Origin of the sequence: Methanoculleus chikugoensis (genome assembly GCF_019669965.1) — an archaeon.
Classification (GTDB): domain Archaea; phylum Halobacteriota; class Methanomicrobia; order Methanomicrobiales; family Methanoculleaceae; genus Methanoculleus; species Methanoculleus chikugoensis.
The window spans coordinates 1,948,771-1,975,566 of sequence record NZ_AP019781.1 but is presented as its reverse complement, the minus strand read 5'-3'; the positions used below and the strand labels follow the sequence as shown (position 1 = coordinate 1,975,566).

The 26,796-nt window shown below is 60.6% G+C and carries 30 protein-coding genes and 1 tRNA gene; 15 read left to right on the top strand and 16 right to left on the bottom strand.

Annotated elements, in window-relative coordinates; genetic code table 11:
* Positions 1 to 9: 9 nt before the first annotated feature.
* Positions 10 to 2,358 (bottom strand): arylsulfatase, encoded by a 2,349-nt coding sequence (locus MchiMG62_RS09950; protein WP_221056822.1) that lies wholly within the window; start codon positions 2,356 to 2,358, stop codon positions 10 to 12.
* Positions 2,359 to 2,587: 229 nt separating this feature from the next.
* Here MchiMG62_RS09950 and MchiMG62_RS09945 point away from each other — a divergent pair, with 229 nt between their 5' ends.
* Both MchiMG62_RS09945 and MchiMG62_RS09940 read left to right on the top strand, forming a co-directional pair.
* The gene (locus MchiMG62_RS09945) at positions 2,588 to 3,124 is read left to right on the top strand and encodes an LURP-one-related/scramblase family protein (RefSeq protein ID WP_221056821.1); all 537 of its coding nucleotides are present in this window, start codon (positions 2,588 to 2,590) and stop codon (positions 3,122 to 3,124) included.
* Between the two features lie 322 nt (positions 3,125 to 3,446).
* Positions 3,447 to 4,010: a DUF1269 domain-containing protein gene (locus MchiMG62_RS09940; RefSeq protein ID WP_221056820.1), complete on the top strand. Its 564-nt coding sequence runs from the start codon at positions 3,447 to 3,449 to the stop codon at positions 4,008 to 4,010.
* A gap of 27 nt (positions 4,011 to 4,037) precedes the next feature.
* Here the strand turns inward: MchiMG62_RS09940 and MchiMG62_RS09935 are convergent, their stop codons facing one another.
* The gene (locus tag MchiMG62_RS09935) at positions 4,038 to 4,511 is read right to left on the bottom strand and encodes a hypothetical protein (RefSeq protein ID WP_221056819.1); all 474 of its coding nucleotides are present in this window, start codon (positions 4,509 to 4,511) and stop codon (positions 4,038 to 4,040) included.
* Positions 4,512 to 4,990: 479 nt separating this feature from the next.
* On the opposite strand from MchiMG62_RS09935, the gene MchiMG62_RS09930 reads away from it, so the two are divergent.
* A complete protein-coding gene (locus tag MchiMG62_RS09930) occupies positions 4,991 to 5,893 on the top strand; it encodes an HdeD family acid-resistance protein (RefSeq protein ID WP_221056818.1) in 903 nt (300 codons plus the stop codon).
* A gap of 55 nt (positions 5,894 to 5,948) precedes the next feature.
* On the opposite strand, the gene MchiMG62_RS09925 is transcribed toward MchiMG62_RS09930, so the two are convergent.
* The gene (locus MchiMG62_RS09925) at positions 5,949 to 7,262 is read right to left on the bottom strand and encodes a TolB-like translocation protein (protein WP_221058751.1); all 1,314 of its coding nucleotides are present in this window, start codon (positions 7,260 to 7,262) and stop codon (positions 5,949 to 5,951) included.
* 514 nt (positions 7,263 to 7,776) lie between these two features.
* Here MchiMG62_RS09925 and MchiMG62_RS09920 point away from each other — a divergent pair.
* The gene (locus tag MchiMG62_RS09920) at positions 7,777 to 8,433 is read left to right on the top strand and encodes an HAD family hydrolase (protein ID WP_221056817.1); all 657 of its coding nucleotides are present in this window, start codon (positions 7,777 to 7,779) and stop codon (positions 8,431 to 8,433) included.
* A 218-nt stretch (positions 8,434 to 8,651) separates the two neighbouring features.
* On the opposite strand, the gene MchiMG62_RS09915 is transcribed toward MchiMG62_RS09920, so the two are convergent.
* Together MchiMG62_RS09915 and MchiMG62_RS13370 are read right to left on the bottom strand one after the other, a co-directional pair.
* Complete coding sequence (locus tag MchiMG62_RS09915) at positions 8,652 to 9,257, bottom strand: sugar O-acetyltransferase (RefSeq protein WP_221056816.1); 606 nt, start codon at positions 9,255 to 9,257, stop codon at positions 8,652 to 8,654.
* Between the two features lie 539 nt (positions 9,258 to 9,796).
* On the bottom strand, positions 9,797 to 9,973 hold the full coding sequence (locus MchiMG62_RS13370; protein WP_342367231.1) for a hypothetical protein: 177 nt from the start codon (positions 9,971 to 9,973) through the stop codon (positions 9,797 to 9,799).
* Here MchiMG62_RS13370 and MchiMG62_RS09910 point away from each other — a divergent pair.
* Together MchiMG62_RS09910 and MchiMG62_RS09905 are read left to right on the top strand one after the other, a co-directional pair.
* Positions 9,893 to 10,078 carry a hypothetical protein gene (locus MchiMG62_RS09910; protein ID WP_342367230.1) on the top strand — a complete coding sequence of 62 codons (186 nt, stop codon included), beginning with the start codon at positions 9,893 to 9,895 and terminating at the stop codon, positions 10,076 to 10,078. The genes MchiMG62_RS13370 and MchiMG62_RS09910 overlap by 81 nt on opposite strands.
* An 8-nt stretch (positions 10,079 to 10,086) precedes the next feature.
* Entirely contained in the window at positions 10,087 to 10,413 is a 327-nt protein-coding gene (locus tag MchiMG62_RS09905; protein WP_221056815.1) for a HepT-like ribonuclease domain-containing protein, read from the top strand.
* Here the strand turns inward: MchiMG62_RS09905 and MchiMG62_RS09900 are convergent.
* Both MchiMG62_RS09900 and MchiMG62_RS09895 read right to left on the bottom strand, forming a co-directional pair.
* Positions 10,379 to 10,906, bottom strand: coding sequence for a CPBP family intramembrane glutamic endopeptidase (locus tag MchiMG62_RS09900; protein ID WP_221056814.1), 528 nt, complete (start codon positions 10,904 to 10,906; stop codon positions 10,379 to 10,381). The genes MchiMG62_RS09905 and MchiMG62_RS09900 overlap by 35 nt on opposite strands.
* A 36-nt stretch (positions 10,907 to 10,942) precedes the next feature.
* Positions 10,943 to 11,218: a hypothetical protein gene (locus tag MchiMG62_RS09895; RefSeq protein ID WP_221056813.1), complete on the bottom strand. Its 276-nt coding sequence runs from the start codon at positions 11,216 to 11,218 to the stop codon at positions 10,943 to 10,945.
* A 515-nt stretch (positions 11,219 to 11,733) separates the two neighbouring features.
* Here MchiMG62_RS09895 and MchiMG62_RS09890 point away from each other — a divergent pair.
* Complete coding sequence (locus MchiMG62_RS09890; protein WP_221056812.1) at positions 11,734 to 13,434, top strand: tetratricopeptide repeat protein; 1,701 nt, start codon at positions 11,734 to 11,736, stop codon at positions 13,432 to 13,434.
* Between the two features lie 171 nt (positions 13,435 to 13,605).
* Here the strand turns inward: MchiMG62_RS09890 and MchiMG62_RS09885 are convergent, their stop codons facing one another.
* From MchiMG62_RS09885 to cfbA, 7 genes are all read right to left on the bottom strand, one after another.
* Positions 13,606 to 14,016 carry a DUF4231 domain-containing protein gene (locus tag MchiMG62_RS09885; protein ID WP_221056811.1) on the bottom strand — a complete coding sequence of 137 codons (411 nt, stop codon included), beginning with the start codon at positions 14,014 to 14,016 and terminating at the stop codon, positions 13,606 to 13,608.
* Positions 14,017 to 14,424: 408 nt separating this feature from the next.
* Positions 14,425 to 14,497: transfer RNA gene (locus tag MchiMG62_RS09880), tRNA-Glu, on the bottom strand.
* Positions 14,498 to 14,594: 97 nt separating this feature from the next.
* A complete protein-coding gene (gene ilvE, locus MchiMG62_RS09875) occupies positions 14,595 to 15,464 on the bottom strand; it encodes a branched-chain-amino-acid transaminase (RefSeq protein WP_221056810.1) in 870 nt (289 codons plus the stop codon).
* 232 nt (positions 15,465 to 15,696) lie between these two features.
* Positions 15,697 to 17,064, bottom strand: a complete 1,368-nt coding sequence (gene cfbB / locus MchiMG62_RS09870; protein WP_221056809.1) for a Ni-sirohydrochlorin a,c-diamide synthase — start codon at positions 17,062 to 17,064, stop codon at positions 15,697 to 15,699.
* A complete protein-coding gene (gene cfbD / locus MchiMG62_RS09865) occupies positions 17,061 to 18,125 on the bottom strand; it encodes a Ni-sirohydrochlorin a,c-diamide reductive cyclase catalytic subunit (RefSeq protein ID WP_221056808.1) in 1,065 nt (354 codons plus the stop codon). Before cfbD ends, cfbB begins: the two co-directional genes overlap by 4 nt.
* A 2-nt stretch (positions 18,126 to 18,127) precedes the next feature.
* Positions 18,128 to 19,285, bottom strand: a complete 1,158-nt coding sequence (gene cfbE / locus MchiMG62_RS09860) for a coenzyme F430 synthase (RefSeq protein WP_221056807.1) — start codon at positions 19,283 to 19,285, stop codon at positions 18,128 to 18,130.
* A 5-nt stretch (positions 19,286 to 19,290) separates the two neighbouring features.
* Positions 19,291 to 19,698: a sirohydrochlorin nickelochelatase gene (gene cfbA, locus MchiMG62_RS09855; RefSeq protein WP_221056806.1), complete on the bottom strand. Its 408-nt coding sequence runs from the start codon at positions 19,696 to 19,698 to the stop codon at positions 19,291 to 19,293.
* Between the two features lie 75 nt (positions 19,699 to 19,773).
* Here cfbA and MchiMG62_RS09850 point away from each other — a divergent pair, with 75 nt between their 5' ends.
* The 8 genes from MchiMG62_RS09850 to MchiMG62_RS09815 all read left to right on the top strand — a co-directional run bounded on the left by MchiMG62_RS09850 (position 19,774) and on the right by MchiMG62_RS09815 (position 24,947).
* Positions 19,774 to 20,271, top strand: coding sequence for a PDDEXK family nuclease (locus tag MchiMG62_RS09850; RefSeq protein WP_221056805.1), 498 nt, complete (start codon positions 19,774 to 19,776; stop codon positions 20,269 to 20,271).
* Positions 20,268 to 21,407, top strand: coding sequence for a methanogenesis marker 9 domain-containing protein (locus tag MchiMG62_RS09845; protein WP_221056804.1), 1,140 nt, complete (start codon positions 20,268 to 20,270; stop codon positions 21,405 to 21,407). Before MchiMG62_RS09850 ends, MchiMG62_RS09845 begins: the two co-directional genes overlap by 4 nt.
* A complete protein-coding gene (locus tag MchiMG62_RS09840) occupies positions 21,376 to 22,200 on the top strand; it encodes a triphosphoribosyl-dephospho-CoA synthase (protein ID WP_244987678.1) in 825 nt (274 codons plus the stop codon). The genes MchiMG62_RS09845 and MchiMG62_RS09840 overlap by 32 nt, the downstream gene beginning before the upstream one ends.
* Positions 22,182 to 22,757: a DUF447 domain-containing protein gene (locus MchiMG62_RS09835; RefSeq protein WP_244987677.1), complete on the top strand. Its 576-nt coding sequence runs from the start codon at positions 22,182 to 22,184 to the stop codon at positions 22,755 to 22,757. Before MchiMG62_RS09840 ends, MchiMG62_RS09835 begins: the two co-directional genes overlap by 19 nt.
* 128 nt (positions 22,758 to 22,885) lie before the next feature.
* Complete coding sequence (locus MchiMG62_RS09830) at positions 22,886 to 23,332, top strand: fasciclin domain-containing protein (protein WP_221056803.1); 447 nt, start codon at positions 22,886 to 22,888, stop codon at positions 23,330 to 23,332.
* 161 nt (positions 23,333 to 23,493) lie between these two features.
* Positions 23,494 to 23,922: a fasciclin domain-containing protein gene (locus tag MchiMG62_RS09825; protein WP_221056802.1), complete on the top strand. Its 429-nt coding sequence runs from the start codon at positions 23,494 to 23,496 to the stop codon at positions 23,920 to 23,922.
* A gap of 114 nt (positions 23,923 to 24,036) precedes the next feature.
* Positions 24,037 to 24,468, top strand: a complete 432-nt coding sequence (locus tag MchiMG62_RS09820) for a fasciclin domain-containing protein (protein ID WP_221056801.1) — start codon at positions 24,037 to 24,039, stop codon at positions 24,466 to 24,468.
* Positions 24,469 to 24,521: 53 nt separating this feature from the next.
* Positions 24,522 to 24,947 carry a fasciclin domain-containing protein gene (locus tag MchiMG62_RS09815; RefSeq protein WP_221056800.1) on the top strand — a complete coding sequence of 142 codons (426 nt, stop codon included), beginning with the start codon at positions 24,522 to 24,524 and terminating at the stop codon, positions 24,945 to 24,947.
* 5 nt (positions 24,948 to 24,952) lie between these two features.
* Here the strand turns inward: MchiMG62_RS09815 and uvsE are convergent, their stop codons facing one another.
* Positions 24,953 to 25,858 (bottom strand): UV DNA damage repair endonuclease UvsE, encoded by a 906-nt coding sequence (gene uvsE, locus MchiMG62_RS09810; protein WP_221056799.1) that lies wholly within the window; start codon positions 25,856 to 25,858, stop codon positions 24,953 to 24,955.
* A gap of 33 nt (positions 25,859 to 25,891) precedes the next feature.
* Entirely contained in the window at positions 25,892 to 26,776 is an 885-nt protein-coding gene (locus MchiMG62_RS09805) for an HhH-GPD family protein (RefSeq protein ID WP_221056798.1), read from the bottom strand.
* Positions 26,777 to 26,796 lie beyond the last annotated feature (20 nt).

Sequence of the window (26,796 nt, the reverse complement as noted above, 5' to 3'; positions counted from 1 at the left end):
GATCAGGGGTTAATCCCGCATGATCCAGGCGGCCACTTCTTTCTCGTGGTCGATATAATACTCACCGCTGACATCGAGCACCACCCGATCGATGGTCCCGCCTGTAAAGGCGAACGGCGCGGAGTAGTCCGGCGACACCGGCGATCCGCTGTCCCGGCCGACACAGAGCCCGTCGCCGGTGAGGGAGAAGGATCCCGGCTGGGTCCTGATCCGTCCCTCCCCCACCTTCTCCATGTCTATGTAGAGTGCGAGGGTGCCGACGGCACTCCTGGTATCGGGATCTCCACCATCCTTTACGAACTCCACGGTGAAGACGTGCCGGCCGGCGGGCACGGTGCTGCTCGAGGAGATCTTCTGGATCGCATCCCCGAGCCAGTTGTAGACATAGTGAAGCCGCCCATCGGCAATGTAGAGACTGTGCCCGCCACCGACGCCTCCGTGGGCGAACAGCACGCCCTGCGCCTCCGGCCCGTCGATGACGGCGCCGGCCGCGATTCCATACGACCGCCCCCGGATATTGACTGCTACCGGCTCGGGAACCTCGGCAGCCCCCGGGTAGTAGATGTAACGGGTTCTCGGGCTCGCGGGCTGGGGACGCGGCGTGAGATAGATCTCCAGCGGGTTGCGGTCATCGAGGGGCATACCCTGGTAGATGCCCGCATAGTAGAACCAGAGCCCCTTGAGGAACTCAAGCACATCGTTCTTTTCGTCTGCAAGGTTCTGGATCTGGGCCCGGTCCTCCTTCAGGTCATAGAGTTCCCAGACGTCGTGTGCGTAGTTGCCCCAGCCTGAGAGGGGCGGGTGAACCGTGGTTGCCAGCCAGCCCCGGTGGTAGATCGCCCTCTGGCCGAGCATGGCATAGAACTGGGTTTCCCGTCCCGGCGCATCGGGATCGTCAAAGCCGGCCTTGATGCTCTCCCCCTCGATCGGGCTCTGGGTATAGCCCTTCAGCACCTTCGGCGGCTCGATCCCGAGCAGGTCGTAGAGCGTCGGGACAATGTCCACGGCGTGGACATACTGGTGGCGTACCTCGCCGCGGGCACTGATGCCGCGGGGCCACGCAATCAGGCACATGTCCGCAGTTCCGCCCTCGTACCCGGCAAACCGCTTCCAGTAGGGGAACGGGGTGTCGAAAGCCCACGCCCAGCCGGTGCAATAATGGTTGTATGCCCCCGGGCCGCCAAGCTCGTCGATGTGCGGCAGGTTCGCCTCGACCGTGTCGGGGATGTTGTTTAAGAACTTGTTCTCGTTGAAGGAACCGCTGGGACCACCCTCTGCGCTGGCGCCGTTGTCGGATACGACGACGATGATGGTATTCTCCAGCTGGCCGGACTCGTCGAGATAGTCGAGGACCCGTCCGATCTGGGCATCGGTGTAGGTGACAAAGCCGGCGTACACCTCCGCCATACGGACAAAAAGCCTCTTTTCGTCCTCGTTCAACGAGTCCCAGGGAGGTACGAAGTCCAGGGACGGCCATGGCTGACCGTCCCGTCCGGTCGTTGCCGGCTCACCGTGAGGGTTGATGGGCGATAACCCGGTATTCTCCGGCAACAGCCCCATCTTCTTCTGGTTATCGAGGATCTGCTCCCGTATCTTCTCGTAGCCCATATCGAACCGGCCCCGGTACCGGTCGGCCCATTCCTTGAAGACATGGTGCGGGGCGTGGGCGCACCCGGGGCAGAAATACATGAACCAGGGTTTTTCGGGGGCGATCATCTTCGCGTCGCGGACGAACTCGATAGCCCGGTCGGCGATATCCCGTGAGAAGTGATACCCCTCGTCCGGGCGGTAGGGCTGGTCTATCGGGTGGTTGTCGTAGACGATATCGGGATACCACTGGTTGGTCTCCCCGCCGAGGAAACCGTAGTAGCGCTCGAATCCCCGCCCGAGCGGCCAGCGCCCCTTCCACGAGGACATGTCGGTCTCTTCTCCCGGGGTCAGGTGCCATTTGCCGATGGCGTAGGTGTTCCAGCCCCGATCGTTGAGCACCTCCGAGATAAACCCGTTCTCAAAAGGAATGCGGGCGGAGATCCCCGGAAAACCGGTGGACGCTTCGGTGATGCAGGCCATATTGTTGCTGGTTGCGTTGCGCCCGGTGAGCAGGCACGAACGGGTGGGCGAACAGAGCGCCGTGGTATGGAAGTTGCTGTAACGTATGCCCATATCGGCGATACGCTGCATTGTGGGTGTCTTGATGGGCCCGCCGAATACGTCCATGGCCCCGTAGCCGACGTCGTCCCAGACGATCATCAGGACGTTGGGGGCATCAACCGGTGCCTGCGGCTGCAGGTAGGGTTCCCAGTCCGGCACCGAATCCCGGATATCGAGATTGACCGTGCCCTTCCATCTCTCGGACATCTTGCACTCTCCATGTTATGAGCGCCGTGTCAGGTGCCGTCACGGATTAATCTCTTTCGATGCCCGAATCCTGCCGGAGGATCGCACCCGGGCGGCAGCGCTCCGGCGACCGAACGGTTCCTGCCGGTTCCGGCCTGCGGAGCCGCCGGCCTGCACTGCGTAGTAACCATAATGTGCGGGTACTGTGATTGGCGACGGCAGTCTGAAAGACGCGCAGAGGATGATATCCATGATGCGAAGGAGAGCAGAAGGCGGCCCGCGAGGGCGCGAAGAGGCCGGCGGGGCACACCGCTATAAGATGCACGAGAAACTCGTCTCCATCGGGGACGACTACTGGATCGAGGACGCGGCCGGAGAGCGGGCGTTCAAGGTTGACGGGAAAGCGCTCCGCGTGAGGAACACCCTCGTCATCCAGAACCGGGAGGGGCAGGACCTCTACACGATCCAGGAGCGGATGCTCCGGATCAAGGATACGATGGAGATCGAGAAGGGCGAAGGCGGCACGGCCGCGACGATCAAGAAGGCGCTGATCGCGCCGCTCCGGGACCGGTGGACGGTCAGTATCCCCGGAGGGGAGGACTGGGATGTCCAGGGGAACATCCTCGACCACGAGTACCATATCGAGGCCGGGCGGCGGGAGCGGGTTGCCGAGATCTCGAAGAAGTGGTTCCGGATCCGGGACACCTACGGCGTGGAGGTGGAGCCGGGGCACGACGACGCGCTCGTCCTCGCCGTGACGGCGGCGCTCGACCAGATGGCGCATTAGGCGGCTATTGGAGGAGGAAAGAGCGAAGGGCAGTCAACAGGGCCGTCGCGGCAGCAGGGCTGGGCACGGAGCCCGATTGGGGGACGGTTCTTATCATGGCGAGTATCCGGATATTCGGGCTCACCGGAATTATATGCTTATATTTTTATGCCTGGTGGCCTATTGGAATCCTGACCCGCCGCCGGTCTGCGCACTTCCGGAGAGAGACGCAAAGCGTGCAGGTAGAAGCGTTCTATCGATGCAGTTGTATTGCGGCAGGGGGGCACTGGATCACGGGGTGCAGGCAGGCAACCCATGCAGTTTGTTATAGGAGGCATAGAAAATGGCTGAAGTTATGTATGGGCCGATGCAGCTCCTGGTCATCGGATTCGAGAACCCGGATTTCCACGGCCAGATCCGGCAGGTGCTCGGCTCGGCGATGGAGAAGGGCGTCATCAGGCTGATCGATCTCCGGTTCGTATGGAAGGACGCAGACGGCAACGTCGAGGGCATGGAGGCGACACAACTCGACGATGTGGAGCGGGAGCGCTTCGGCGCCGCCGTCGGCGCACTCATCGGCCTTGGGGCCGGCGGGGAGGAAGGCGTACAGGCCGGCTGGGAAGCCGGCACCACGGCGGCCGCCCGGCATACCTTCGGGATGACCGAGGAGAACGTCCGGAAGATAGCGAATATCATCCCGAACAACAATGCCGCCGCGATCTTCCTTATCGAGCACATCTGGGCGAAGGACCTCAAGCAGGCGCTCCGGGATGCCCACGGATATCTCATCGCCGATGGTATAGTCACACCGGAAGCCCTCGTGCTCGCCGGCGCGGCGCTTCGGGGAGCGGTCGAAGCGGCCGAAGCGGAGGAGCAGAAGAAGCCGATGGCGGCACCGGCTCGCTGAGGGGGGCCGGTATCGGCTCGCTTTTTTTTATCTCTCTGCCTGGAGGCCAAGGGCAACAGCGATCTCACTGAGGGCGGCCTTTTCCGGATCGCTGAACGCAACGCCGTGCTCTTTGGCTGCCAGGGCCACCTTTTCACCTATCTGCAATAACCACCTCTTATAGGACTCGGCCTCGGCCGGCGGTACCGTAGCGAGAGCGGTAGCGGCGGATCTGCAGGCTGCAATGGTCCTGCTCCTATAGCCCATCTGATCCTGTTTCATCAGATTCTGCTGCTCTTTGATCAGCTCCCTGGCCCGGGGTTGCATGCCGGCAGAGACGAGGCCGACCAGTTCGCTTCCGCTCGCCGCTGCCAGCCGGGGCGGTTCTTCTAACATGGCTCTGGTCTCGCCCCATGCACCCAGGAGAGATGGTGCTGCGGCCATTACTGTTATGGAAACCGCGTACGGCAGGCTCTCAAGAGTCTTCCAGTCATCGTCTCCGAAATACTCCTTTATGGGCATGGACCCTTCGACGCTGTAACGGAATATAAAGAGATCTCCCAACGGGTCCTGTTGTCCATGCGGGACGCCGGAACCGCAGGTCTGCTATCGGGCATCCTTGTGATCTTCGTCCCCACCGGGGCCACGCTATCTTCCGGGCTGCAGGGATTCGTGATCCGGGAGTAACCGCATGGGGTCGCCTGCATGCAACGAGTCCCTGCATCTGCCTCCGTGTTCCTGAAGGCGTGTATGAGTCCGGCACGCTTTCATTGAGCCCTTAAGTCCTCAATGCCCCCGGCTTTGCGCCGCCCCCCGGACACAGGGATTCTATGACGAGAACTATAATCCTCAACACCCGGAGATAGTGTTATGAACCCGGCCGCCAGCAAATCGATGCATCTACAGATCTCCGTATAGCGACACGGTTAATCCGGAGGGGAACACCTCCAATCGGTACCGGGAGATCCTGAGACGGGACCGGGTGATGAGGAGGGGCACGGTTGAGCACGCTTGAGTCGTATCTCGATGCGTTGCACCAGGGGGTCTTTCAGGTCGTCGTACCGAAGGCCCTGGTGACCGAGCCGCTCGAGCCGGGCTGGAAACAGTCCGCCATCAACGTGCCGAGCCCGGATACCATCGCGAGCTACCGGAAGGGCCGGTACCACGCTCACGAGACCGTCTCGGAGTACCGTGTCCACATGGACCGGTACGACCCGGAGAAGAACCCTATCATGCACCTGATCGACGACGCCCCCCTGGCGCTCATGCTCCACGAGACCATGGAGACCGTTTTTGTAACCGGCAAAGATGCAACCCGGAGAGATCCCCTGCAACGTCTTGCTGACCAGCACATGACCTGGAAGTTCCGGATGGGCCTTGGCATCGTCCTGGTAGCGATAGGTGTCACCCTCCTCCTCACGGCATTCTATGGCACACTATCCTTCTTCGCTGTAACCCTGCCTGCCCTTGTTCTCATCCTCGGTCTCATCGCGATCACTAAAGGCGTCCAGCAGAGGAACAGGAAAGAGCATGCAGACAAGGACATCATCAGGGGAAGCATCGTGGCGATTGCAGGAATCGCCCTCTTCATCTTCTGGAAACTTTATCTCATCCTCATCCTGCTGGTCCTCGCGGTCTGGCTCTTTTCCAGCGCCGTTGTCACGCTTCTCCGGGCGTATCGGGAGAGGGCGAGTGTGACGAAGGGTTTCTGGTACACCCTCGGGCTGGGCGTAAGTTCGCTGGTCCTCGGGATTCTCGCCATCACCCTGCCGGGTGGGCTGGTCCGGCTCCTCATCTTCCTGCTGGCGGGAATCGTGCTCATGGCCGGTGCTTTCATGGTTCTTGACGGGTACGGGCTGAGAAATGCCGCCCGCCTGATGGAAGAGGGCGGCGTTTCCCGATGATGCCCCTGGCCCGGGAGAATACTCTCACGTAGACTCCCGGCCCTCGTGCTCCGCGCTATCCGGCAGAGGTGCGATAGATATCCCACCTGCCGGTATTGTTGCCCATCCAGACGATCACGCCGCCTGAGACGTCAGGGTAGGATTGGTCATACGGGTCCTGTGTCACCGGCGTCTCCGTTCCGGTGATGGTGTTGTACATGTAGATATCATGGTTTCCGTTCCGCAGGTCCGAGTAGACCACGAGGTCTCCATCGACCGCAACTGAGTCAGGGCGTGCTGATTCTCCGGTTATCCGCGTTGCGTTCCCCTTCGCCACGTCATAGAGGTAGACGGCGCTCCGGTTCTCGATGAACTTGATCCAGGCGACGTACTGGCCGTCGCTCGATACGCCAGGATAGCGGTCGTCGCCAGGCTCGCTCAGGATGACTCCTCCCGACCCGCTGAGGGGTGATATCACGATATCGAAGTCGCCTCCGGTCGTGTTATCCACCCAGGCCGTCGTGTTTCCGCCGATGGCCGTCTCCATCTGGTAGGATGGAGCGGTGACCAGGGGTGTGGCGGTTCCACCTGCAATCCTGTAGAGGTCGACATCGCCCGACCCGCCCGTAAGGTTCGTCCATATGATGTAGTCTTGCGAGACACCGGGGTCCAGCGGCGTCCCTGGCTCGTCTTTCGTCACCTGCTGCAGCCTGCCCGTAGCAATATCGTAGAGATAGATGTTGACGCGTCCTGTCTGCGGGTTTGTTCCCGACCAGACGGCGTTGTTCTCAGCGATGGCAAGCTGGCGGGGCATGACGAGGGGCACCGACGCAGGGGTGGATATGGTCGAGTTGTTCCCTGAGGGTATATCGCAGAGCTGCACCGAGACCGACCTGTTCATCGAGTCGTTGCTGACCCAGATGACGTTATTCCCTGATACTGCAGGGTACATCTTGTCCACCTGGCCGCTGGGTGCCGGCACCCCGCCTACCGGGCTGTTCTGCTGGGGCTGCGGGAGTGCGACTGTCGGCGGTGTCGGCCGCGGGGGTATTGACGGCGTCCGGGTCTGCGTCGGCGTGACCGTCGGCGCCTGGGTCTCGGTTGCCGTGGCCGTCGCGGTCTCTACCGGGGTTGTTGTGGTTGTCGGGGTCGTGGTGGTCGTCGGCGTTGATGGTCCTGGGGGCTCGAATACCGGCAGTTGCGACACTGAGACGACCGGCGGTCGGATATGCGTGACCGTCGGCGTTGGCGTTACCGTTGGCGGGAGTTCGACGACTGGCGGTTGATCAGGCTGCACGACGGGTGGCAGTGCTGACGCGAGTCCCGTCACACAGATTATGGCGATGACGATAATTGCGGCGACAATCGTCCCGAATGTTGTTATCCTCATACTTCACCTTCCTTGGTTTGCCGGCTCTTTGCCTCCCTTTGAGGGAGAGAGGCCTTGTGCATGCGATCACAATCCTGCGTGGATTGGTCTTGTGATGATCCCACGCCGCGGCGGGGATAGTGGAGTGGGTATATATAACTGCCCGCGGCGGTTGCGGCAGGCTGGACCGCGATGTATGAGAACGCATAGGGTCCGGGCGATCGACCGGGCGCGATCAGGATTGTGAACCCGAGCCGTGCTACACTTTCCGGGAAGGGGTGACCTGATAGCCCCATGCACCAGGACTCCACCTCCCCGTATCAGGCGTGGTCGATCAGATTGTGTGGTGCATTGGTCGCCTTCCGGGTCAGGCAGGTGCTCACCAGACGTATACATGCTGGAATATATATTCCCGGCAGAATGTATGCACGACCGAATTAGAGGAACCTCGAACCACACGAGGTTGTAAACATGGAAGGGATGAAGATCGTTCTCGGCATCGTTCTTACTCTTGCTCTCTGCTTCGGGGTGGTCATTGTATCGGGAGGAGGTCCTCAGCGCGGCACGCTCGGCCATGGCCGAACTCTCCCTCTCGATCACGGATCTGGCCATCATCGAGGAGGCCGAGCGCCTCGGCATCCCGGACGAGACCTCCCCGATCCTCAGGGAGGAGACCTTCGGGGGCGGCAGGAAGACCGGCATGGTCGTTCGCGACAGGCTCGATGGCCCTGTCCTCTACCTGATCGGCGCTCCCGAGGAGGTCATCGCCCGGGCCGATGATGCCGACGCCGGCCTGCAGGAGGCTCTCGACGTGGAGACGGCGAAGGGGCGGCGCGTGATCGCGGTCGCCCACCGCACCCTTGCCCGGACCGAGCCCGGGCAGAGCGCCGACGACCTGGAGCAGCACCTCACTCTCGATGGCCTGATCGCGATCGAGGATCCGCCGCGTCCGGGGGTGCGGGAGACGATCACCAGGATGGCCCGGGCAGGGATCAGGACGATCATGGTCACCGGGGACCACCCACGGACCGCCGCTGCAATCGCCGGCGAGGTCGGCATCGCCGTCACTCGGGGTGATCAGGATATGTTATCTCGCCGCATTTTCCCGGCAGCATGTCATCAAGTTCGGCAAGAATTGCCTGTACTCCCGGCTCGAGGGCCGGGGGATCGTTCTGGAGAATGGTCCAGATGATAGGAGGTATGTCCGGGCAATTTCCCAGAGACCATCGTCGATTTCCCGGAAGACCATACCCCCGAGTATTATCTGAGATGTCTGTGAACTACCCCGTCCTGAAGGGCGGGGTCTTCCCGCTCCGCCCCCTTCACCCCCGCAAGATAAATTTGGGATAACCTCGAGAGCTGTCGGTTAGTACAACGACTTTTTCACAAGTTAGTTCCCCTTTTCTCAGGCTAATTTTCCATATATTCCCTTCTTTTCTCCTCCCAGTACTCCTTATCTTCAAGCGTTATTGCACGCAAAACCCTGCACGGATTTCCAGCGGCAATCACATTATCCGGTATATCTTTCGTTACGACAGAGCCGGAACCAATTACCACATTATTCCCAATTGTTACTCCCGGATTGATTACAGTATCAGCTCCAATCCAGACACTGTTGCCTATGGATATCGGCTTTCCATACTCAAGATTCGCATTTCTCACCTCTGCGTCAATCGGATGCCCGGCAGTATAAACGCCGACACGAGGGCCGAAAAAGACATGATCGCCTATTGTCACATCGCAAACATCGATAATGATGCAGTCATAGTTCGCATAAAAATTGTCGCCGATACGAATGTGACAGCCATAATCACAGCGAAATGGCGGCTCAATAAAGATATGTTCACCTGTAGATTGAAAGAGATTCTTGAGTAACTCTGTCCGACATTCTAATTCCTCTTCTGTCGTTCCATTGAATAATCGTGTCAGTCTTCTGGCTCTCAGGTTGTCCCGCTTCAGTTCTTCGTCGTATGCGGCATAGAGTTCTCCGCGTAACATTCTCTCTTTCTCCGTCATGGCCGGTCTCCGTATATGGATAACATTTGAGGATCTGTAGAAAAGTTTGATCATGAACCGTGACCGGCCCGGTGTGATCGTTCTTAGCAGATTGGAGAGGGCGGCCATCGCTCCGGTCATGTGCTGGGGGGGCCTGACCCGGTTGCGGGGCGCCCGGACGACCCCGCCGGCCCGGATTCTTAATACGTCCTGACTTTCAGCCCGGGAACCCGGGTAAAGTGATGGTCCCGGGTGACGATCTCGCCGTCGCCTTTCGGTCTCGGTTCGTCAGATAATTGTCAGGTGCGTCACCGGTAACGTCAGGACACTGATGGCGGCCACGACCGCCACGAGGAGCACGATGATGAAGATGAGGGAGCTGAGAGATTGCCGTCATTTAAAGCGGGGACGGGGCGGGATGACCTCCCCTCTCCCCAATGCAAGCAGCCGGACAATTTCGCGGACGGAGTAGCCGTCGCGGCAGTGCCTCCCCGGGAACCGGAGCAGCGTGAACAGGGTACTCTCGGGTATCGGAGGGTATAAGACGCTGGATGGAGCACTCAAGAGTAACGATGCATCCCCTTGCCCAGATCCGGCAGAACCTCCGAACCATCCGGGAGCGCTACGGCGTGGCCCGTATCGGCATCTTCGGGTCTGTGGTGCGGTGCGAGGAGACGCCGGCGAGCGACATCGACATCCTGGTGGAGTTCCGGGAGGGGGAGGAGACTTTTGATCATTTTATGGACCTCAAGTTCTTACCTGGAGGATCTCCTGGGGCGGAAGACGGACCTCGTTATTGCCGATACCTTAAAGCCCCGGATCCGGGATGCCGTCCTCGGTGAGGTTGTCTATGCCTAGAGATCTCCTGCTGTATCTTGAGGATATCCGCGATGCTGCTGCGTCCATCCGCTCCTATGTCGGGGACCGGACGTTCGAGGAGTTCGTGGAGGATCGCATGCGCCTGGATGCCGTTGTGCTCCGGTTCATCACCATCGGGGAGGCGACGAAGCAGATCCCGGCCGAGATCACCGCCCGCCACCCGGAGATCGAGTGGCGAAAGATTGCCGGGCTCCGGGCTAAAACGTACCTTCCGATGGCAAACATCCATACGATGCCCGGCAGATCCATCGGGAGATGCGTTCTCACCCGGCCGAATCCGCTCTGTGAGCAAATCTGAATCGCGTCAGCATCGTTCCCCATAATAACACCACGATCACAGCCGTGATAGCAATGAGCCCATAGCCGATAGCCCCATCGTATAACTGGAAGGCTGAACGGCTGCCGGGGAATATGCTCCTTCCGGTATTGGTCATGGCATGAAAGAGTATGGCTGCAAAGACGCTTTTTCCCGTGTTGTTATAGATCCAGACCGTCAGAATCCGGAAACTCACGGCCAGTATGACTCCTCCCCATAGAAACAATCCCGGACTCATGCCCATGGAAAGCATCGACGGGAAGTGCCATACCGCGTGGACCAACCCGATGATGATACTGGCCGTCAGTGCGGTGTACCGGGCCTGCATGGGATCGGTGGCATACCCGGTATAGCCGAGTTCTTCGCCTACAGCGGCGAAGAAGTACGCAATGAAGAGGAGCGGTGAAAACAGGGGCGGGTTCCAGCCGGCCGGGACCGGCAGCCCGATGAGGCGCATTATCGCATAGGTCAGCACGTAGATGAACGGCGTCAGGACGATGATGGGGATATACTAGGCTTTTTCGGTGATCCTCTTATAATCGAAGGCCCGTTTCAGGAGATTCTTCACCCCTGACAGTCCCTCTTCCCGGTACACAAGGATGGATGCCGCTATCATCGGAGTAAACGTGGCCACGATGTCTGTTGCGGGGAGATTATCCCCTATTGGAAGTTTCACCGGATAGATGACATTGAGCACCCAGAGCGGAATGGAAAGAACGTAAACCAGTGCGAAGAAGAGAAACGGTGACCGTTTTGATGTGCCGTTCTTCGGGGCCTGCAGTCTCATGGGGGGCGAAACCTGTTTATTGTATAAAAAAGTCGCTCTCTCCTTGAGGTCGTCCCGGTATTCTCCCCAATCCAGACACCGTTGTCTATTGTTATCGGTTCTCCCGCCGCCTTACCGGAAAAGAGGACGTCTCACTGTGATCGCTATTGAAGGTTTTTCTGTCTGCAAAGAGGGTAGTTGTTATCATTCGGATTCTTCGATGTGGAGAGATCAGAGTAAAGGTTTGTCTCGTCTCTACTGGGGATTTCGAAATATCGAAAAAATTCCTCGATCGCAGATCTATTTGCCGAACTGATAGCATATTTCAAATGATATCACGTTCCGAGCGTAGAGCAAGCCATACTCTTTAACCAAAAGAGAATACCCGGCTGTGACAGAAGCGGGACTGTCCGCAAGGGGACTTGACCCGAAGACGCCCACAATGGGAGCGTGCCTGAATGTGCCTTATGCATATTTTTTTACATGCGCTGCCTCTGGAAACATATATCATACTCCGGGAACAGGTCCTGTTTGTTATGAAAAGGTGGAATACACTCTTTCCATCCTTGGCAGTTGCTCTGCTCCTAATGTCTTTCGTGGGTACTATGTCTGCGGGCCTTGTGGCTTCGAATGCACGACTGATTATGCTGGAAAACGTTACTAACTTGTCAGAAGCCATTGAAATAGCTCCAAATGATCCCAATCTCTATATTAAGCGTGGCGATGCCTACGTTGAAATGTCACGGTTCGATGAAGCAGTCGCTGATTATACAAAGGCCATTGAGCTCAATAATAGTCTATCTCGCCCATATGCGATGCGAGGAGTATGCTATGGAGCGAAGGGGCAATATGTTCAATTTTCATCTGACTTTAACCGTGCAATAGAACTCGATCCCTACTTTGCAGATTACTATGTATGGAGAGCTGGGGCATACATGGGACTTAATGAGACTGATCTCGCGTTGCAGGATTATGACAGGGCAATAGACCTGGATCCAAACAATCCTTACCCTTACGCTCAGAAAGGATTTTTCTTCTTAAATCAAGGAAAGTTCCGATCCGCAACGAATGAGGCAAATAGAGCATTACGAATTGATCCAGATTATGCAGATGCCTACGTTATCCTTGGGATTATTGATTTTGCTCGAAACGATTTAAATAGTGCAGAAGCACATGCAAAGACGGCTGTTGCTCTGGATGAGTCTAATTCTAGAGGATATAATTTATTGGGGTGTATCGCCTCTCAAAAAAGGGCCCACGCGGATGCGAGACACTACGCTGAAGAAGAGATCAATTTGACTCCATTTTCACCAAATGGCTATATCATTCTTTCAGTTGCATGTAAGCACCTTGGAAGATACAATGAGTCGATCGAAGCATGTAACGAGACAATAGAACTCTCCGCGGCAGATTTAACCCCCGAGAGGACTTCTTTTGGCTATAGCAATCGTGGGGCCACATATATTGCTCTTGGTCGGTATGATGCTGCTGTACATGATCTTACGAAAGCAATTGAGTTGAATCCGACAAACGCCTATGCATACTTCAAGCGGGCAGTAGCCTACGAAAGTATTGGTGAACACACATTGGCAAGGGAAGATCATGCAAAAGCCCTTGAGATCGACCCTGATGTTGATGAGCACTCAACTTACATTATAGTACCAAAAGAAGTCCACGAGGATTACCTGCCCTCGCTTATGGGCCTTCCAATCTGGCTGCTTGTTATTCCTGCTATAATCTGCGCAATTCCCGTCTTTTATATTTTGAGAAAACGGAAGGTCAAAGAAATTATCTATGGTCCGGCCAAGGATTCGGTGCCACATGATGTCTTTATAAGTTATTCAAAGAATGATAAGAGAACTGCCTACGCAATCTGTGACGCACTGGAATCTAATAAAATCCGCTGCTGGATTGCTCCTCGCAACCCTCCTGTGGGACAAAATTATCAGGCATCAATTATTGATGCTATTGATGCGAGCAAAATAATGGTGCTGGTTTTTTCAAAGTCGTCGAACAGTTCTCCACATGTTTTGACAGAGGTGAGCAGAGCGATGTCAAAGGGCCTTACCATAATCCCGTTCCGTCTGGAGGCAGTCCCTCTTTCCAAAGAGATGGAATACTTGATCGGTCCGCGACACTGGCTGGATGCGGTGAACCCGCCTCTGGAGCATCACATTACAAAGCTCGTCGATGTCATTACAAACCAGTTAAAGGATAGTGACAATGGGATGACATGATATGGATTGTGAGATTTTGTGACGATCTTATCAGTATTTAGCTGAATAGTACGGACCTGCAGTTTGGCTCTGCATTCTTTCCAGACTCAACGCAGTTAGATCTGCTTTACTGACGGAGCAATCAATCGGATACATAGCATGGGTGTCCCACCGCAGACTTTGGTAGCCCTGCTATTCTTCACCCCTCTTCTCTCTCCCTTCGGTCCCGAGCTGAGCGATCCACTGGGCATGTTCTCGAGAAATGAGGGCTTCGACGCGATCCGCGAGTAAGGGGAGAGGTTTCGCGGTGTCTTGATAGGGGCCAGCGTTTCCGAGAAAAAGGTATTTCTCGTGTTTTAAGGCCTCTGCTGTCGAGCGGTAAGTAATCCAGTTGTGTTGGTACTGGTTCATGCCTTGGATCCCCTCCAAAATGACAATTAATGCTCCAAGACCTCCAATGAGGCTGGCCGGGACTGATATGGCGGCAAAAACTGGGATGGCAGCTGCTGCTATGATTGCCATTATCTTCAGTCTCTTGTACCATTTCTGACTGTGCTGGCTCTTTCTGCTGTACCACTGGATCTGAGCCTCGAGTCGTTCCATGGTCGGGTTGCCGGATGGACTTTCGAATTCATTCTGCATGCTGTGTGAAGCTCCCTCCCGTACCCGCCAAGCAGGATGGATGCTCATGTGCCTCACTTTATTAGTACTTTTGGGATCTCGGCTAGCACAAGGTGTCTTGTCGGGCCATTTCTAAGCAGAGATTTGCCTCTTAAGGGAGTTATATCTACTTTGATAGGTGTCAGCGGGGGATGGATACCCTGAAGAAGCCTTTGGCATTAGAAAAGAAGAGATCTGGAAAGCAGGTCGGACTCGTGTTCAGTGAATGAAAAGATTCTCCAAGATTTGGACTTTATATGATGAATATTGGTCGTCAAATGCTGCGAGCAGCAGTTAGAACGTCCAGACTGGACTGATGATGGTGAACTGAACTTACAACCCAAAAACAGATGCTGCTATGGGGATTCGAACCCCAGTCGTCGGCGTGAAAGGCCGACATGATTGGCCCCTACACTATAGCAGCGAATCTATGCACCGAAGTGCTATACAACTTGGGCGTGTGCGGATAAAAAAGTTATGTCTGGAGGATCCCGGCCGACCCGCCCGGCGGCCCGGCTCCCTCACCCGTAGATCGGGGTGCCTTCCTTCTGGGTGACGGCCTTGTAGGCCGCCATCAACTGCCGGGTGATGGGACCGGGCTTGCCGTTCCCGATGACCCGGCCGTCGATCTCGCGGATCGGGCCGATCTCCGCCGCGGTCCCCGTGACGAAGACCTCGTCGGCCGCATAGAGGTCGAAGTAGCCCAGGTTCCGCTCGACGACCGTGAGCCCCATCGAGGCCGCGATCTCCAGCGTGACCAGGCGGGTGACGCCGCGCAGGTTGTTCAACGTCGGCGGGGTGATGAGTTCCCCGTTCTTGACGACGAAGATGTTGTCCCCCGAGCCCTCGGCGACGTGGCCCTGGGTGTCGAAGAAGATCGCCTCGTCCATGCCGTGGTAGTTCGCCTCGATCTTGGCGAGGATGTTGTTCAAGTAGTTCAGACTCTTGACGTTTGGCGGCATCGACTCCGGCGGGGTGCGGCGGACCGAGACGCAGAGCGCCCGGAGACCCTTCTCGTAGAGGTCGCCGTACATCGCGCCCCAGGTGACGGCGATGACGATGACGGTCGGCACCTTACACTTCCGGGGGTCGAGACCGAGGTCGCCCTTGCCCCGGGTCACGATCGGGCGGATGTAGGCGTCCCGCAGGTTGTTCTTCCGGAGCGTCTCCTTGATCGCCTCCGCCATCTCCTCCTTCGTGATCGGGACGGCAAGGTCGATCGTCTTTGCCGAGTCGTAGAGCCGTGCAAGATGCTCGTCGAGACGGAAGACCCTGCCGTTGTAGGCCCGTATCCCCTCGAAAACGCCGTCGCCGTAGAGGAGCCCGTGGTCGAAGACCGAGACCTTCGCCTCCTCTTCGGGAACGTATTTGCCGTCAAGGTAAATTATCATGGGAGTAGTGTGGTATCGATTCGCTTGTATGTTTTGCGCTTCGTGCTGCCGGCGGCACGATGGCGACCGCGGTGCATGGCCCGGGCATGGCTTCTAAGGCGGTCGGCGGGATCGGCTCTCACGGTGGAAGAGTGTCGCAGGGTGCTGATTCCCCTTCACGGCGTCGTGCGATAACGGGGATGAGCAACGAACCGGCCTCACGCAAGTTCCAAAAAAAAGTGTCGCGCCCCCGTCAGCCCCGGCAACAGTCCACAAAGTGCGCGAGCATACCCCTGCTCGTCACCGGGTGGAGGTGCGTGTAACTCCCGATCGTCCGGTCCCGGATCGCACCGTCGAGCCCGTCCCGGATCCCGCTCCCCCGGCTCAGCCGGTAGGCGAAGCGCGTCTCCGGCGCGAGGTCGACGCTGCTGTAGTGGAACTCGTGGCCGCGGAACGCCGCCTCGCCCACGGGGCTTCCCGCCGCGCTCGTCCCGACGACGTAGCCGAGCATCCGGCGGGCTGGCATCCTCGTTGTGCCCTTAAAGACCCCGGCGAGTTCGTAGGTCTCCTCCTCTCCCGACCCCGCAAACCCCGGCGCGAGGACCATCCGGTCGGTGAGGTAGATCAGCCCCCCGCACTCCGCGTAGATGGGCGTCCCGTTCCGCGAGACCTCCCGGAGCCCCTCCCGCATCGCGGTGTTCGCCTCGAGTTCCGCGCCGAAGAGTTCCGGGTAGCCGCCGCCGAGGATGTAGCCGTCGGCCTCCGGCAGGCGATCGTGGACCGGGGAGAACGGAACCGCCTCCGCCCCGCACGACGAGAGGATATCGAAGAGATCGGCATAGTAGAAGTTGAACGCCTCATCGAGCGCAACGCCGATCCGGACGTCCGGCTCGACAGCCGCGTAGACGGAACTCTCCTCCGCCGGCGGCTCGCCCTCCCGTGCGAGCGCGAGCAGTCCGTCCAGGTCGACGTGATCGGCGATCATCCGCTTCACCGTCTCGATCCGGGTGAGGAACTCCCCGTGCTCCTGCCCTTCCCGGTAGGGGACGAGGCCGAGGTGGCGCATGGCAAGTTCCATCTCCTCCGTGCGGGGGATGACCCCCACGACCGGGATGCCGCAGTAGTGCTCGATCGCACGGACGGCCTTCTCCCGGTGGCGGGTTCCGGTGACGTTGTTCAGGATCACCCCCCGGATATCGACGTCCGGGTCGAAGGCCTGGAAGCCCTTCACGATCGCCGCCGCGCTCCGGGTGATGCTCCGGGCGTTGACGACCAGAACCACGGGAAGATCGAGTTGCTTCGCGATCGCGGCCGTGCTCCCGAGGTCGGTGAGCGCCTCTGCGCCCTCGAAGAGCCCCCGCACCCCCTCGACGACGGCGACATCCGCTCCCCGGCACCCGTGGGCATAGACCGCCCGGACCTCGTCCGGGCTCATCACGTAGCCGTCCAGGTTCCGGCAGGGCCGGCCCGTCACCCCGGCAAGGTAGGAGGGGTCGATGTAGTCCATCCCCACCTTGAAGGTCTGGACGGCCCGGTCGGTCGAGAGGAGGGCCGAGAGCGCGAGAGTGATGCTCGTCTTCCCGCTCCCGGAGCGGTCGCCGGCGACGAGGAAGGACTTCATCGCATGCTCCGGAGGACTTCCCCGAACTCGCTTGCGACGATATCCCGGACGCCGAGGGTCTTCGGGTGCAGGTCGATCTCGACCATGACGTGCCGGTGCCCCATCTCACGGAGCGGCGCCACCTGCCGGGGGCCGTTCGTGATCGAGAAGACCTCGATGCCTTCCGTGTACTCCGGCGGGACGGCGTGCGGAACCCCGACGATGAGGGCGAAGTCGGGGTTGATCTCCCGGAGCCGCTCCCCGATCGCGGTCCCGTTCGCCCCGTACTCGTCGAGCGCCCCGAGGAGTTCGGGGTCGACCCCGCGCTCCCGCATGCCGGCGAGGATCCGCCCGGCGTCCTCCCTGACCTTCGGGAGACCGCGGTCTTCGAGGTTCGCGACGTAGGTGACCGCGGCGTCCGGGCAGGCGTCGTGGAGCGCGATGAGTTCGTCGGCGAACATGTAAGCGGTCTCTTTCTTCGCGTTCATGATGGCGACCCCCGTAGCGCCGGAGTCGGCGAGTTCGACGAGACGTTTCGCCGCGACGTGCTTGAGGTCGCCGCGTTCGGGCTCGATATAGGCCCGGGAGGCCGCTCCCCGCAGCCGCTCGACCTCGTTTGCCTTCGCTAAAAGGTAGCGCTGCCGTTCAAGTTCGTCGGCGCTGATCCAGCCGGCATCGGCCGCGGGCTCGAGCGTCGCAAGCACCCCGTCGATGTTCTCCCGGAACCCCGCGTGGATATCCACGGCGATCGCCGGGGTCTCGACCCCCGCGTCGTGGATTGCGGACTGGAGGTCTTCCCCGATGATCATCGAGACACACGTCCCGACGACCGCCATCCGGCGGGGCGAAAACGTCTCCTGTGCGTAGCGGAGCACCCGCACCAGCGGATCGTGCCCGCCGAAGATGAACTCGTTGTCGGCAAGCGACGTCGTCAGCACCCGCATGCCGTCCTCTTCGAGGAGACGGGCGTGCTTGAACGAGCAGCCCGACGGGCCGTGGAGGATCGCCACGTCCACCCCCAGGTCGCGGGCGGTATACAGCGCCGCGACGATAGAACTCGGTCTTGGTTGAATGTAGTCCATACTTATCTCCACGTCTTTACCGCGAGGACGATCGCGCCCGCCGGGGTGAGCGTTCGGGCGGCGTCGAGCCCCTCCTCAAGCGTCGCCGCCGGGTGCCCCTCCCCGACGTAGACCGTCTCCGCAGGAGCGACGGTCGACACCGTCCGCAGGATCTCGTTCCTGGAGAACCCCTCGCAGATCGCCCGTGCCTCCTCGCCGATGACGAGGGTCAGCGGTGCGCCGCCGGAGAGTTCCCTCGCGTAGCGGGCGGCTTCAATGGTGGTCATCATGTTCGTCCCGCTGTTTGCGTTGTCGACGATCAGGATCTCCCCCTCCCGCCGGGCCGCCATCCGGCCGGGCAGGGCGGCGAACCGCCCGAGAGGGGCGGGGTCGACCCCGAGCACGCAGGCGGTCGCGGCCGCGAGCGCGAGCGGCGTCCGGTAGCCCGGAAGGGTAGAGAGCGGGTTCTCAAACGACCCGGCAATCCCGTTCCCGGCATAGCGGCAGGTCCGCCCCTCGAAGGATACCATGCTGTCGGCCGCGACCGTCCCCGGCAGATCGATTCCCGGCGGGAGCACGACCGTACGCGCCCGGGAGAGCAGCCGGCACTTCTCCGCGATCGCGCTCTTCTTCCCCGCCGCGACCGGGTAGTCCTCGGCCGAGGTCAGCACCGCCACGTCCCCGGCGGCGGCGACCCCGAGCGACTCCTCGGCGACCAGCCAGCCGCCGATCCGTTCCGCCTCGCGCACCGCCGGGATCAGGGAAGCGGGCGTGATGCTCTTCTTCCAGAGCAGCTCCCGCTCCGGGTAGCGGTAGGTCCCGGTCGAGGTGTGCAGGACGCCGGGCCCCGGCAGGAGCGCCGCGAGGGCGTGGGCGGTCGTGGTCTTCCCCCGCGCCCCGGTGATCTCGATGAAGGGGTGCGGGAGCCGGCCGCCGTCGAGAACCCGCTTCACCATCTCGTGATGCGAGACTGCGGGGCCGTGGCGTCGCAGAAGCGGGTGATCGGGATCGAGGTGGACCGGTGCGGTGACGAGATCGTAGGTCCGGCCGAGCGCCTCCTCGATGGGGATGCCGGCCTGCCCCCGGTAGACGTCCACCTCGTCCACCTGGTGGCCGGCACCACGGAGTGCTCCGGCGAGTTCCGCCCCGCCGTGGATGGTATCCAGCACCAGGATTCGCATATCGTTCAGGATTTCAGTTCGGCGATCGCGTCGGACGCATTCTTCAGCATCAGTTCGGCAAGGAGCGGGTCGCTGCCGATCGGGTTCGCGTAGACGAGCGGCACCGCCTTCCCGTTCAGCTGGAACGTGCCGCGCCGCTCTCCTTTCGGGAGGCCGAGGATCTCGGGGATGTCCTGGTTGATGTGGACGCCCTTTGCAAGAAACAGCGGGACGACGACCAGCATCTCGATCTTTTCGCTCCGGAACGCCTCGAGTTGCTCCTCCACCGTCGGGGTGTTGAGGCTCATGAATCCGGGTTTGACGATGTAATCGTTCGTCTTCTCGGCGATGAGTTTTGCGGTGGTCTCGATGAGTTCCTTATTGTAGGGGAGCTTGCTCCCGTGTCCGACCAGTAACATGCCTTTCATAGTCATATATTACAAGGTAATACGATACGATGTTAAAATAATTACCGATTGTTTTTAAGGCCCGGGTTCAAGATCTATCTGATGGCAAACTTCGAACGGGAGATCACCCACTGCATCAACCGATTCTTCACGCATCGGCAGATCCACGGGTTCGCCTACCGGCTCAAGCAGAGCAAATTCAATACCCAGTACGTCGACGTCCTCGTGGACTCCCTCGACCCCCGCTACTACCTGGCCATCGAGTGCAAGTCGATATCGGGCAAGAAGATCTACTTCTCCCAGCACTTTCACTTCGACAAGAACAACGTCCACCAGATCGATGCAATCTCCGAGTTCATCAGAAAGACCGGCCGCCGGGGGTTCCTTGCCGTGGAGTTCCGGTTCGGTGCGGGGAGGGCGAAGGAGGCGTACCTCATGCCCTGGGACACGGTGCTCGGCTACTACGGGAACGTCCCGGGTATCTCGCTGGACGATTTCCGGCTCTGTTGTGCGCTCGACCGATCCGGTGAGGAGTACGACCTGCCGGGACTCGATACAAATCAATATCCTCTCTCACCGCCAACTGATGGAGAAGTATGATGGAAGCATATGATCGTTTTGAACTTCTCATAAACGATCGGATCGTGAAAACACCGGTGGCGATAGCATCCATGGCCGGGATCGTGGATGCGGCATACGTTCTTGAGCGGGCCGATCACGTCGGGGCGGCGTTCATCGGTGGCTACTCCATCGACGCCCCTACCCTCGAGGCAAGCCGGCGGATGGCCGGGGAGGGGCGCAAAGAGTTCTTGTACGACGACCCTCTCGAAGCGCTGGGCCGTGAGATCGACGCCCTGAAACAGAGCGACGTCGTTACGGGCCTCAACCTCCGCGGGAGCACGCCCGCTTCCTTCGCCGGGGTCGCCCGGGCGTTCGAGGACGCAGTGGTCTACGAGATCGACGCCCACTGCAGGCAGCCGGCGATGCTAAAGATCGGTTGCGGCGAGTATCTCCTCCGGCACCCGGCGAAGCTCGTCGAGATCGTCCGGGCGCTGAAAGCCGAAGACGTGACCGTCTCGGTGAAGATCCGGGCCGGTATTGCTGCGGACGACGCAGCTCTCGCCCGGACCGTCTGGAAGGCGGGAGCGGATATCCTTCACGTCGACCTGATGGACTTCGGGCACAACAAAGTCCGCCAGATCCGCAACGCCTCTCCCCTGACGCTGATCGCGAACAACTCCATCACCACCTTCGATAAAGCGATGGACGCCTTCTCCCACGGGGCCGACCTCGTCTCGCTCGCCCGGAAGTCCGACCCCTGGACGCTTGCCGGCCTCGATGCCGCCATCGCCCGGTCGGCCGAGGAGGGCGGCTGGTACAACGCCCCGAAACAGCTCTGCCGCGGCGGCGATATCAGGGCGCTTGCCTTCTGCTGCATGCCGGTGAAGGCCTGTCCGCTCCTCCCGGCCCTCGAGAGGATCGGGCTCTCCCGCGACGACTACCTGAAGTTCAAGCAGGAGGCGGTGAAGGAGACCCCGATCGAAGACGGGAAGAGCACCTGTTTCGGGAGCCTCGCCTGGTGCTGCAAGATCAGTTCTCCCTGCATGTTCCGCAACATGACGCTTGAGAAGAAAGGCCTCTCTGCGCGGGAGTACATGCGGTGCAAGCACCACCTCGCCGAGAAGATCATGCACAGGATATTCGATGAAGAAGAATCCGCCGATGAATCGAGCTGAACGTGCGCAGATGGCGATGATGCTCGAGGTCTCCGCCTACCCGAAACCCGGGAACGTGGACCGGTGCCACGACTACTCGGATACCCGTCTCGAGCACTTCCTCGCTTCGACGATCCTCGCCCGCCCGGTCTTCGATAAAGCCGAGAAGACCGGCGGCCGGGTCGGGAGCCTCATCCGGGAGGCGGTCATGCGCACGAACGGGCATTCCGGGGGGAATACCCATTTCGGAGCGTTCATCCTCCTCATCCCCCTCGTCCTCGGGGGAGATATCGACGGGGCGCAGAGAGTCGTCGCCGCAACCGGCGTCGAGGACGCGGTCGAGTTCTACGCGGCGTTCGGCCTCACGAGCGTCCGGATGGCGGAGAGCGACGATCTGGACGTGAACGATCCGGCCTCGGTCGCCGCCATCCGGGAGCGGGGGATGACGCTTGCCGACGTCATGGCCTACTCGGCGCCCCGGGACATGGTCGCACGGGAATGGACGAACGGGTTCGCCCTGACCCGCCGGTGCGCCGACCTGCTTCACGCGCACGGGTGCGGCAGGGCGTCGGTCGTCGCGGCGTTCCTCGATCTCCTTGCCACAGAGCCGGACACCTTCATCGCGAAGAAGCACGGGGAGGCCGTGGCGGAGAGGACGGTGCGGTGTGCGGCCGAGGTGCTCGACGGGAGGCGGGACCTTGCCGCCTTCGATGCCGAGTGCGTCGCCGGCGGGGTCAATCCGGGCTCGATCGCCGACATCACCATCGCCGGGATATACGTGGCGCTCGGGGAGGGATGGCAGTGGGACTGCTGACCGAGGGGATCAGCGAGGTGATCGCGACCACCGACCACAACGCCGCTCCCATGGGGATCATCAACCGGAACGGCTCCCTGCACATGGTCCTCTTCCGCGGCAGCCACACTGCGAGAAACATCGTCCGGGACCGATGGGTGGTGGCGAACTTCGTCTTCGATCCGGTGATCTACGTCCGGACTGCGTTCGACGACCTTCCAATGGATGCATTCGTCTCCGAAGATATCGACGGGACGGCCGTCTGCCGCCTCCGCGACGCGGAGGCCTGGGCCGCGTTTGCCGCCGACGTGGAGCGGTCGGGCGACGAGTCGATCGTCGTGCGGCTCAGCCCCTTGAAAGAGGAGGTGCTCGGTCCCCGGCTGCACCCGGTGAACCGCGGGTTTGCGAGCATCGTGGAGGCTACGGTTCATGCCACCCGCTACGTTAAGAGCCGCGACCCGTGGCTCGGGCGGCTGATCGAGCACCACAGCGCCCTCGCCCGGAAGTGCGGCGGCGCCCGGGAACGGGAAGCGCTCGAACTCCTCGAGCGGTATATCGCCGACCTGACCCGCGAGTGAGAGTCGGGCCCTGTTCGTTCTTTCCGGGAGATGCGTATCCCTTCGCCACTTTTCCATAATTTTTGGCATATAATAATCCCTATATATGAGAACATACCACGAACCGCCCCACAGGGAGGTACCTGGTTATGGCGAAGATCTTTGATACATTGCAGAACGACGGCAGGTTCGGCCGGCTGACCGAGATTATCCGGACCCTCGGCGAGGATAAGACGCTGCAGGGCGAAGGGCCGATGACGTTCTTTGCCCCGGTCGACTCGGCATGGGACGCGATCCCCGAGCCGAACCGGTCGATGATCTTAAACGACAAGCAGATGCTCTCGCACCTGATCGACTTCTTCACGATCGGCAATCACAAGTGCACGCTTGAGGCGCTCCTCAAAAGGAACGTCGTGCAGACCGTCGAAGGAAACAACATCATGGTCAGGAAGACCGATCGGGGTACGCAGGTGGACGAGGCCGTCGTGCTTGAGGGAGACCTCGAGGCGGAGAACGGCATCATCCATGTCCTCGACAGCGTCCCCTTTGCGACGCTTGCGCAGGCCGAACAGGCCTACCTGTCGACGAACGTTTGAACCTGGGCCGGAGAGCATCGTCCGGCCGGAAACCCTTTTTTTCTTCCCGGCAGAAGATAGCGGCAGGATACGGCGCTCCTCTCATCCGGCACCCTCTCCCCGGGCCGGCATTATCATGCCCGTAATTTTATATATCTAGCCAAATGATCCAGGGGCTACCCATGAAGAGTATCTTTGAGACGGCCCGGGAAGACGGCCGGCTGAGCACCTCCGTTGCGATGCTGCAGGCCGGAGGGATGGCGGAGACGCTCCGGGAAGAGGGAGAGTATACTGCGTTGTTCCCAACAAATGAGGCGTATTCCGGCTTCTCCCGGGAGGTGCTGGACTCCATCACGACCGATCGGGAGCGGCTTTCCGGTATGATCCTGTACCATGTGATCCAGGGCAAACTCACCATACACGATCTCTCACGGATGGAGGCGATCAGGACGCTGCAGGGCGACCATCTGGACATCACCGGCCCTCCCGGCGCGATACGGTTGAACGATGCCACCGTCATCCAGCCCGACGTCGAGTGCACGAACGGCATCTACCACGTCATCGACAGGGTGCTCCTGCCGCGCGTGGTCGAGGCGCGGGTGAAGAGATAGGTTCCTCCTTTCCGGCGGCGCAGATCGGCAGGAGGCCGGTTCTCCGAGCCGTGCGAGATTGCCCGTAGGTATATATACTCGTGCCCCTCCAACTCCCGCCGGGAACTGGTTTGCATGAAAAATATTCTCGCGACCCTGCGTGACTCGGGTTCGTTCGACGTCTTTCTCGACCTCGTACGGGCGGCCGGTATGGAGGAGCGGTTCGAGAGCGAAGGGCCGTATACGCTCTTTGTCCCGGACGACGATGTCTTCCGGGAGATCCCCCGGCCCGAACTCGAGGCCATTCTCCGGAACGCCGACCGGCTCGGCGCTATCCTGAACTACCATATCGTCCCCGGGGTGCACTCCATGATCGATCTCCTCGGCATAGGGACGCTCCGGTCGCTCCAGGGTGATGACCTGACCGTGGCGGTTGTGCCGGAGGGGGTGCTGGTCAACGGCGCAATGGTCGTGGAGTCCGATGCGTGGTGCACCAACGGGATCTGCCACGCGGTCTCCGCACTGCTCCTGCCGCCCGTCGCAAGAACGGTCGCCGCACGCGGGTAGCCGGAACGTATAAATAATCCGGTACGGTTAGTGGTGCGCGTGGAGAGAGCAGCATGAAGAGTATCATCGAAACCCTGGAGGATTCCGAGAGCCTTGGAACGTTTCTCGATCTGATCCGGATTGCCGGCATGGAACCGATGCTCCGCGAGAGGGGGCCGTTCACGGTCTTCGTCCCGACGGACGAGGCGTTTTCGAGGGTTCCGAAGGATCGGATGGACGAGATCCGGCAGGATGCGGATAAACTCCTCCTCATCGTGAGTTACCACGTCGTGCCGGGGCAGTTGACCTCGGAGGATCTCCGGAGCATCGCCGCCGTCCGGTCGACCCTCGGGACGGATCTCGTCATACGGTCGTCCGATAGGGGGATCACCGTCAACAGCGTCCCTATCGTTGAAGCAGATGCGTTCTGCACGAACGGGATCTGCCACGCGATAGCGTCGGCGCTTGTCCCGCCGACGCTGGAGATCGTCGCCCCCTGACCGGGCTACCGCTCTCGCGGCAGGCGGAACCGCCCGTCCCGGCGGGCGATCCCGACGGCGGCAAGAGCGCTCTTCTCCTTATCCTTGATCTCGAGCATGATGTCCATGTCGGCCGGTGCGGTCCCGGCGAGGAACCGCTCGAAGTCGGCAGCATCAAGGCTCTCCGCGTGCCGCCCCTTCCGTCCGCCGGGCATCGGGGTACTGTAATCGACCATCGGGACGCCGTCGCGGGGCCGCCAGGTCGCGCCGGAGAGTTCGACCGCTTCGGCCACCCCGGCGCCGGAGGGGTTGACAGTGTGGTGGAAGACGTCGAAGAGCACCGGGATACCGGTCTCCTCGTGGATGCGGAGGCAGTCGGCCAGGGTGTACTGCGAGTCGTCGTTCTCGACGACCAACCGGCGGAGGATGCTCCCGTCGAGCCGGGAATACTCCGTGCAGAACCGTTCCATGGCGGATTCCGGGTCGCCGTAGACCCCGCCGACGTGGATCTGGATCTTCGCGGTCTCGTCGAGGTGCATCGCGTCGAGAAGGGCGGCGTGGTAGCGGAGTTCCGCGACGCTCCGTCCGACGATATCGGGGTCTTTTGCGTTGATGACGACGAACTGGTCGGGGTGCATGGAGACTCGCATATCGTGCTCGCGAATGAACCGGCCGATACCGCGAAACCCCTCCGCGAAGGCCTCCTGCCAGTCGGCGGTGCAGACCGGGTGCGATGCGAACGGCACGAGGCCGGAGCCGATCCGGAAGAAGAGGAGGCACGCTCTCCGGTTGAAACGGAGGATCTCTCCGAGACACCTGAGGTTCTCCCGGACGGTCTCCTCCAGCCGTTCGCCGGAGTAGGAGGAGAGCCGGAACGTGCGGCCGGAGGAGCAGCCGATGCTCCGGTTGATGCACGGGTAGCCGATCTTCATTCCATCAAGGGTGACGCCCGCCAGACTTCAACCTTACCGGCAGGTATACACGCCCTCGCTCTCGGCGACGAATCCCTCCCGTGCGAGGTCGCCGAGGATCCTCTTCACCCGCCCGGGCTCTTCGCAGAGCCGGAGGATCACCTCCTTCTCCGTGACCGTCCCTTCTGCGAGGACGAGCGCGAGGATTTGCCCCCTGATCTGCCGGTCGGATCCCTCGAACCGGCTCTGCCGGGAGTAGGACGCGCTCCTCCGGTTCGGGTTCGCCGTCCGCTTCTTCAAGACCGTGCCGTAATCCATCAGCGCACTATACCACTCCCGCGGGTTCTCGCGGTAAAGCGTCCTCTCCACGAGCGGGAGGATCTCGTCGTCCCGGACGCCTTCCCGGTCCTGGAAGAAGAAGTGGATGAAGATCCGCCGGATGTTCGTCTCGATATAGACGACCGGCATGTTGAACGCATATGCGCAGATCGCCGCCGCGGTCGCCTTCCCGATCCCCGGGAAGGTCGCGAGCGTCTCGACGTCGGCGGGGAGTTCGCCGCCGTACTCCTCCGTCACGCGCCGTGCGGTCTCCTGGAGCGCGATTGCCCGGCGGTTGTAGCCCATGCCCTGCCAGGCGCGGAGCACCTCGCTTCTCCGGGCACGGGCAAGGCCCTCGAAGTCCGGGAACTGCTCGAGGAACTCGGGGTACTTCACGGCGACCCGCTCGACCTGCGTCTGCTGGAGCATGATCTCGGAGACCAGGATCCGGTAGGGATCGGTGGTGTGCCGCCAGGGGAGGTCGCGGCCGTGGGCCCGGAAGTACGAGAGGATGAGGTCGCGGAAGAGGTCGATGGCCTCCGGGGTGGGCCCGTGCGCCCGGGTCTCTTCGAGGATCCGCTGTTCGAGGTCGTTCTGGTCGGGGTCGAGGCTGCCGATCACGGTATATCATCTGTCTGGCG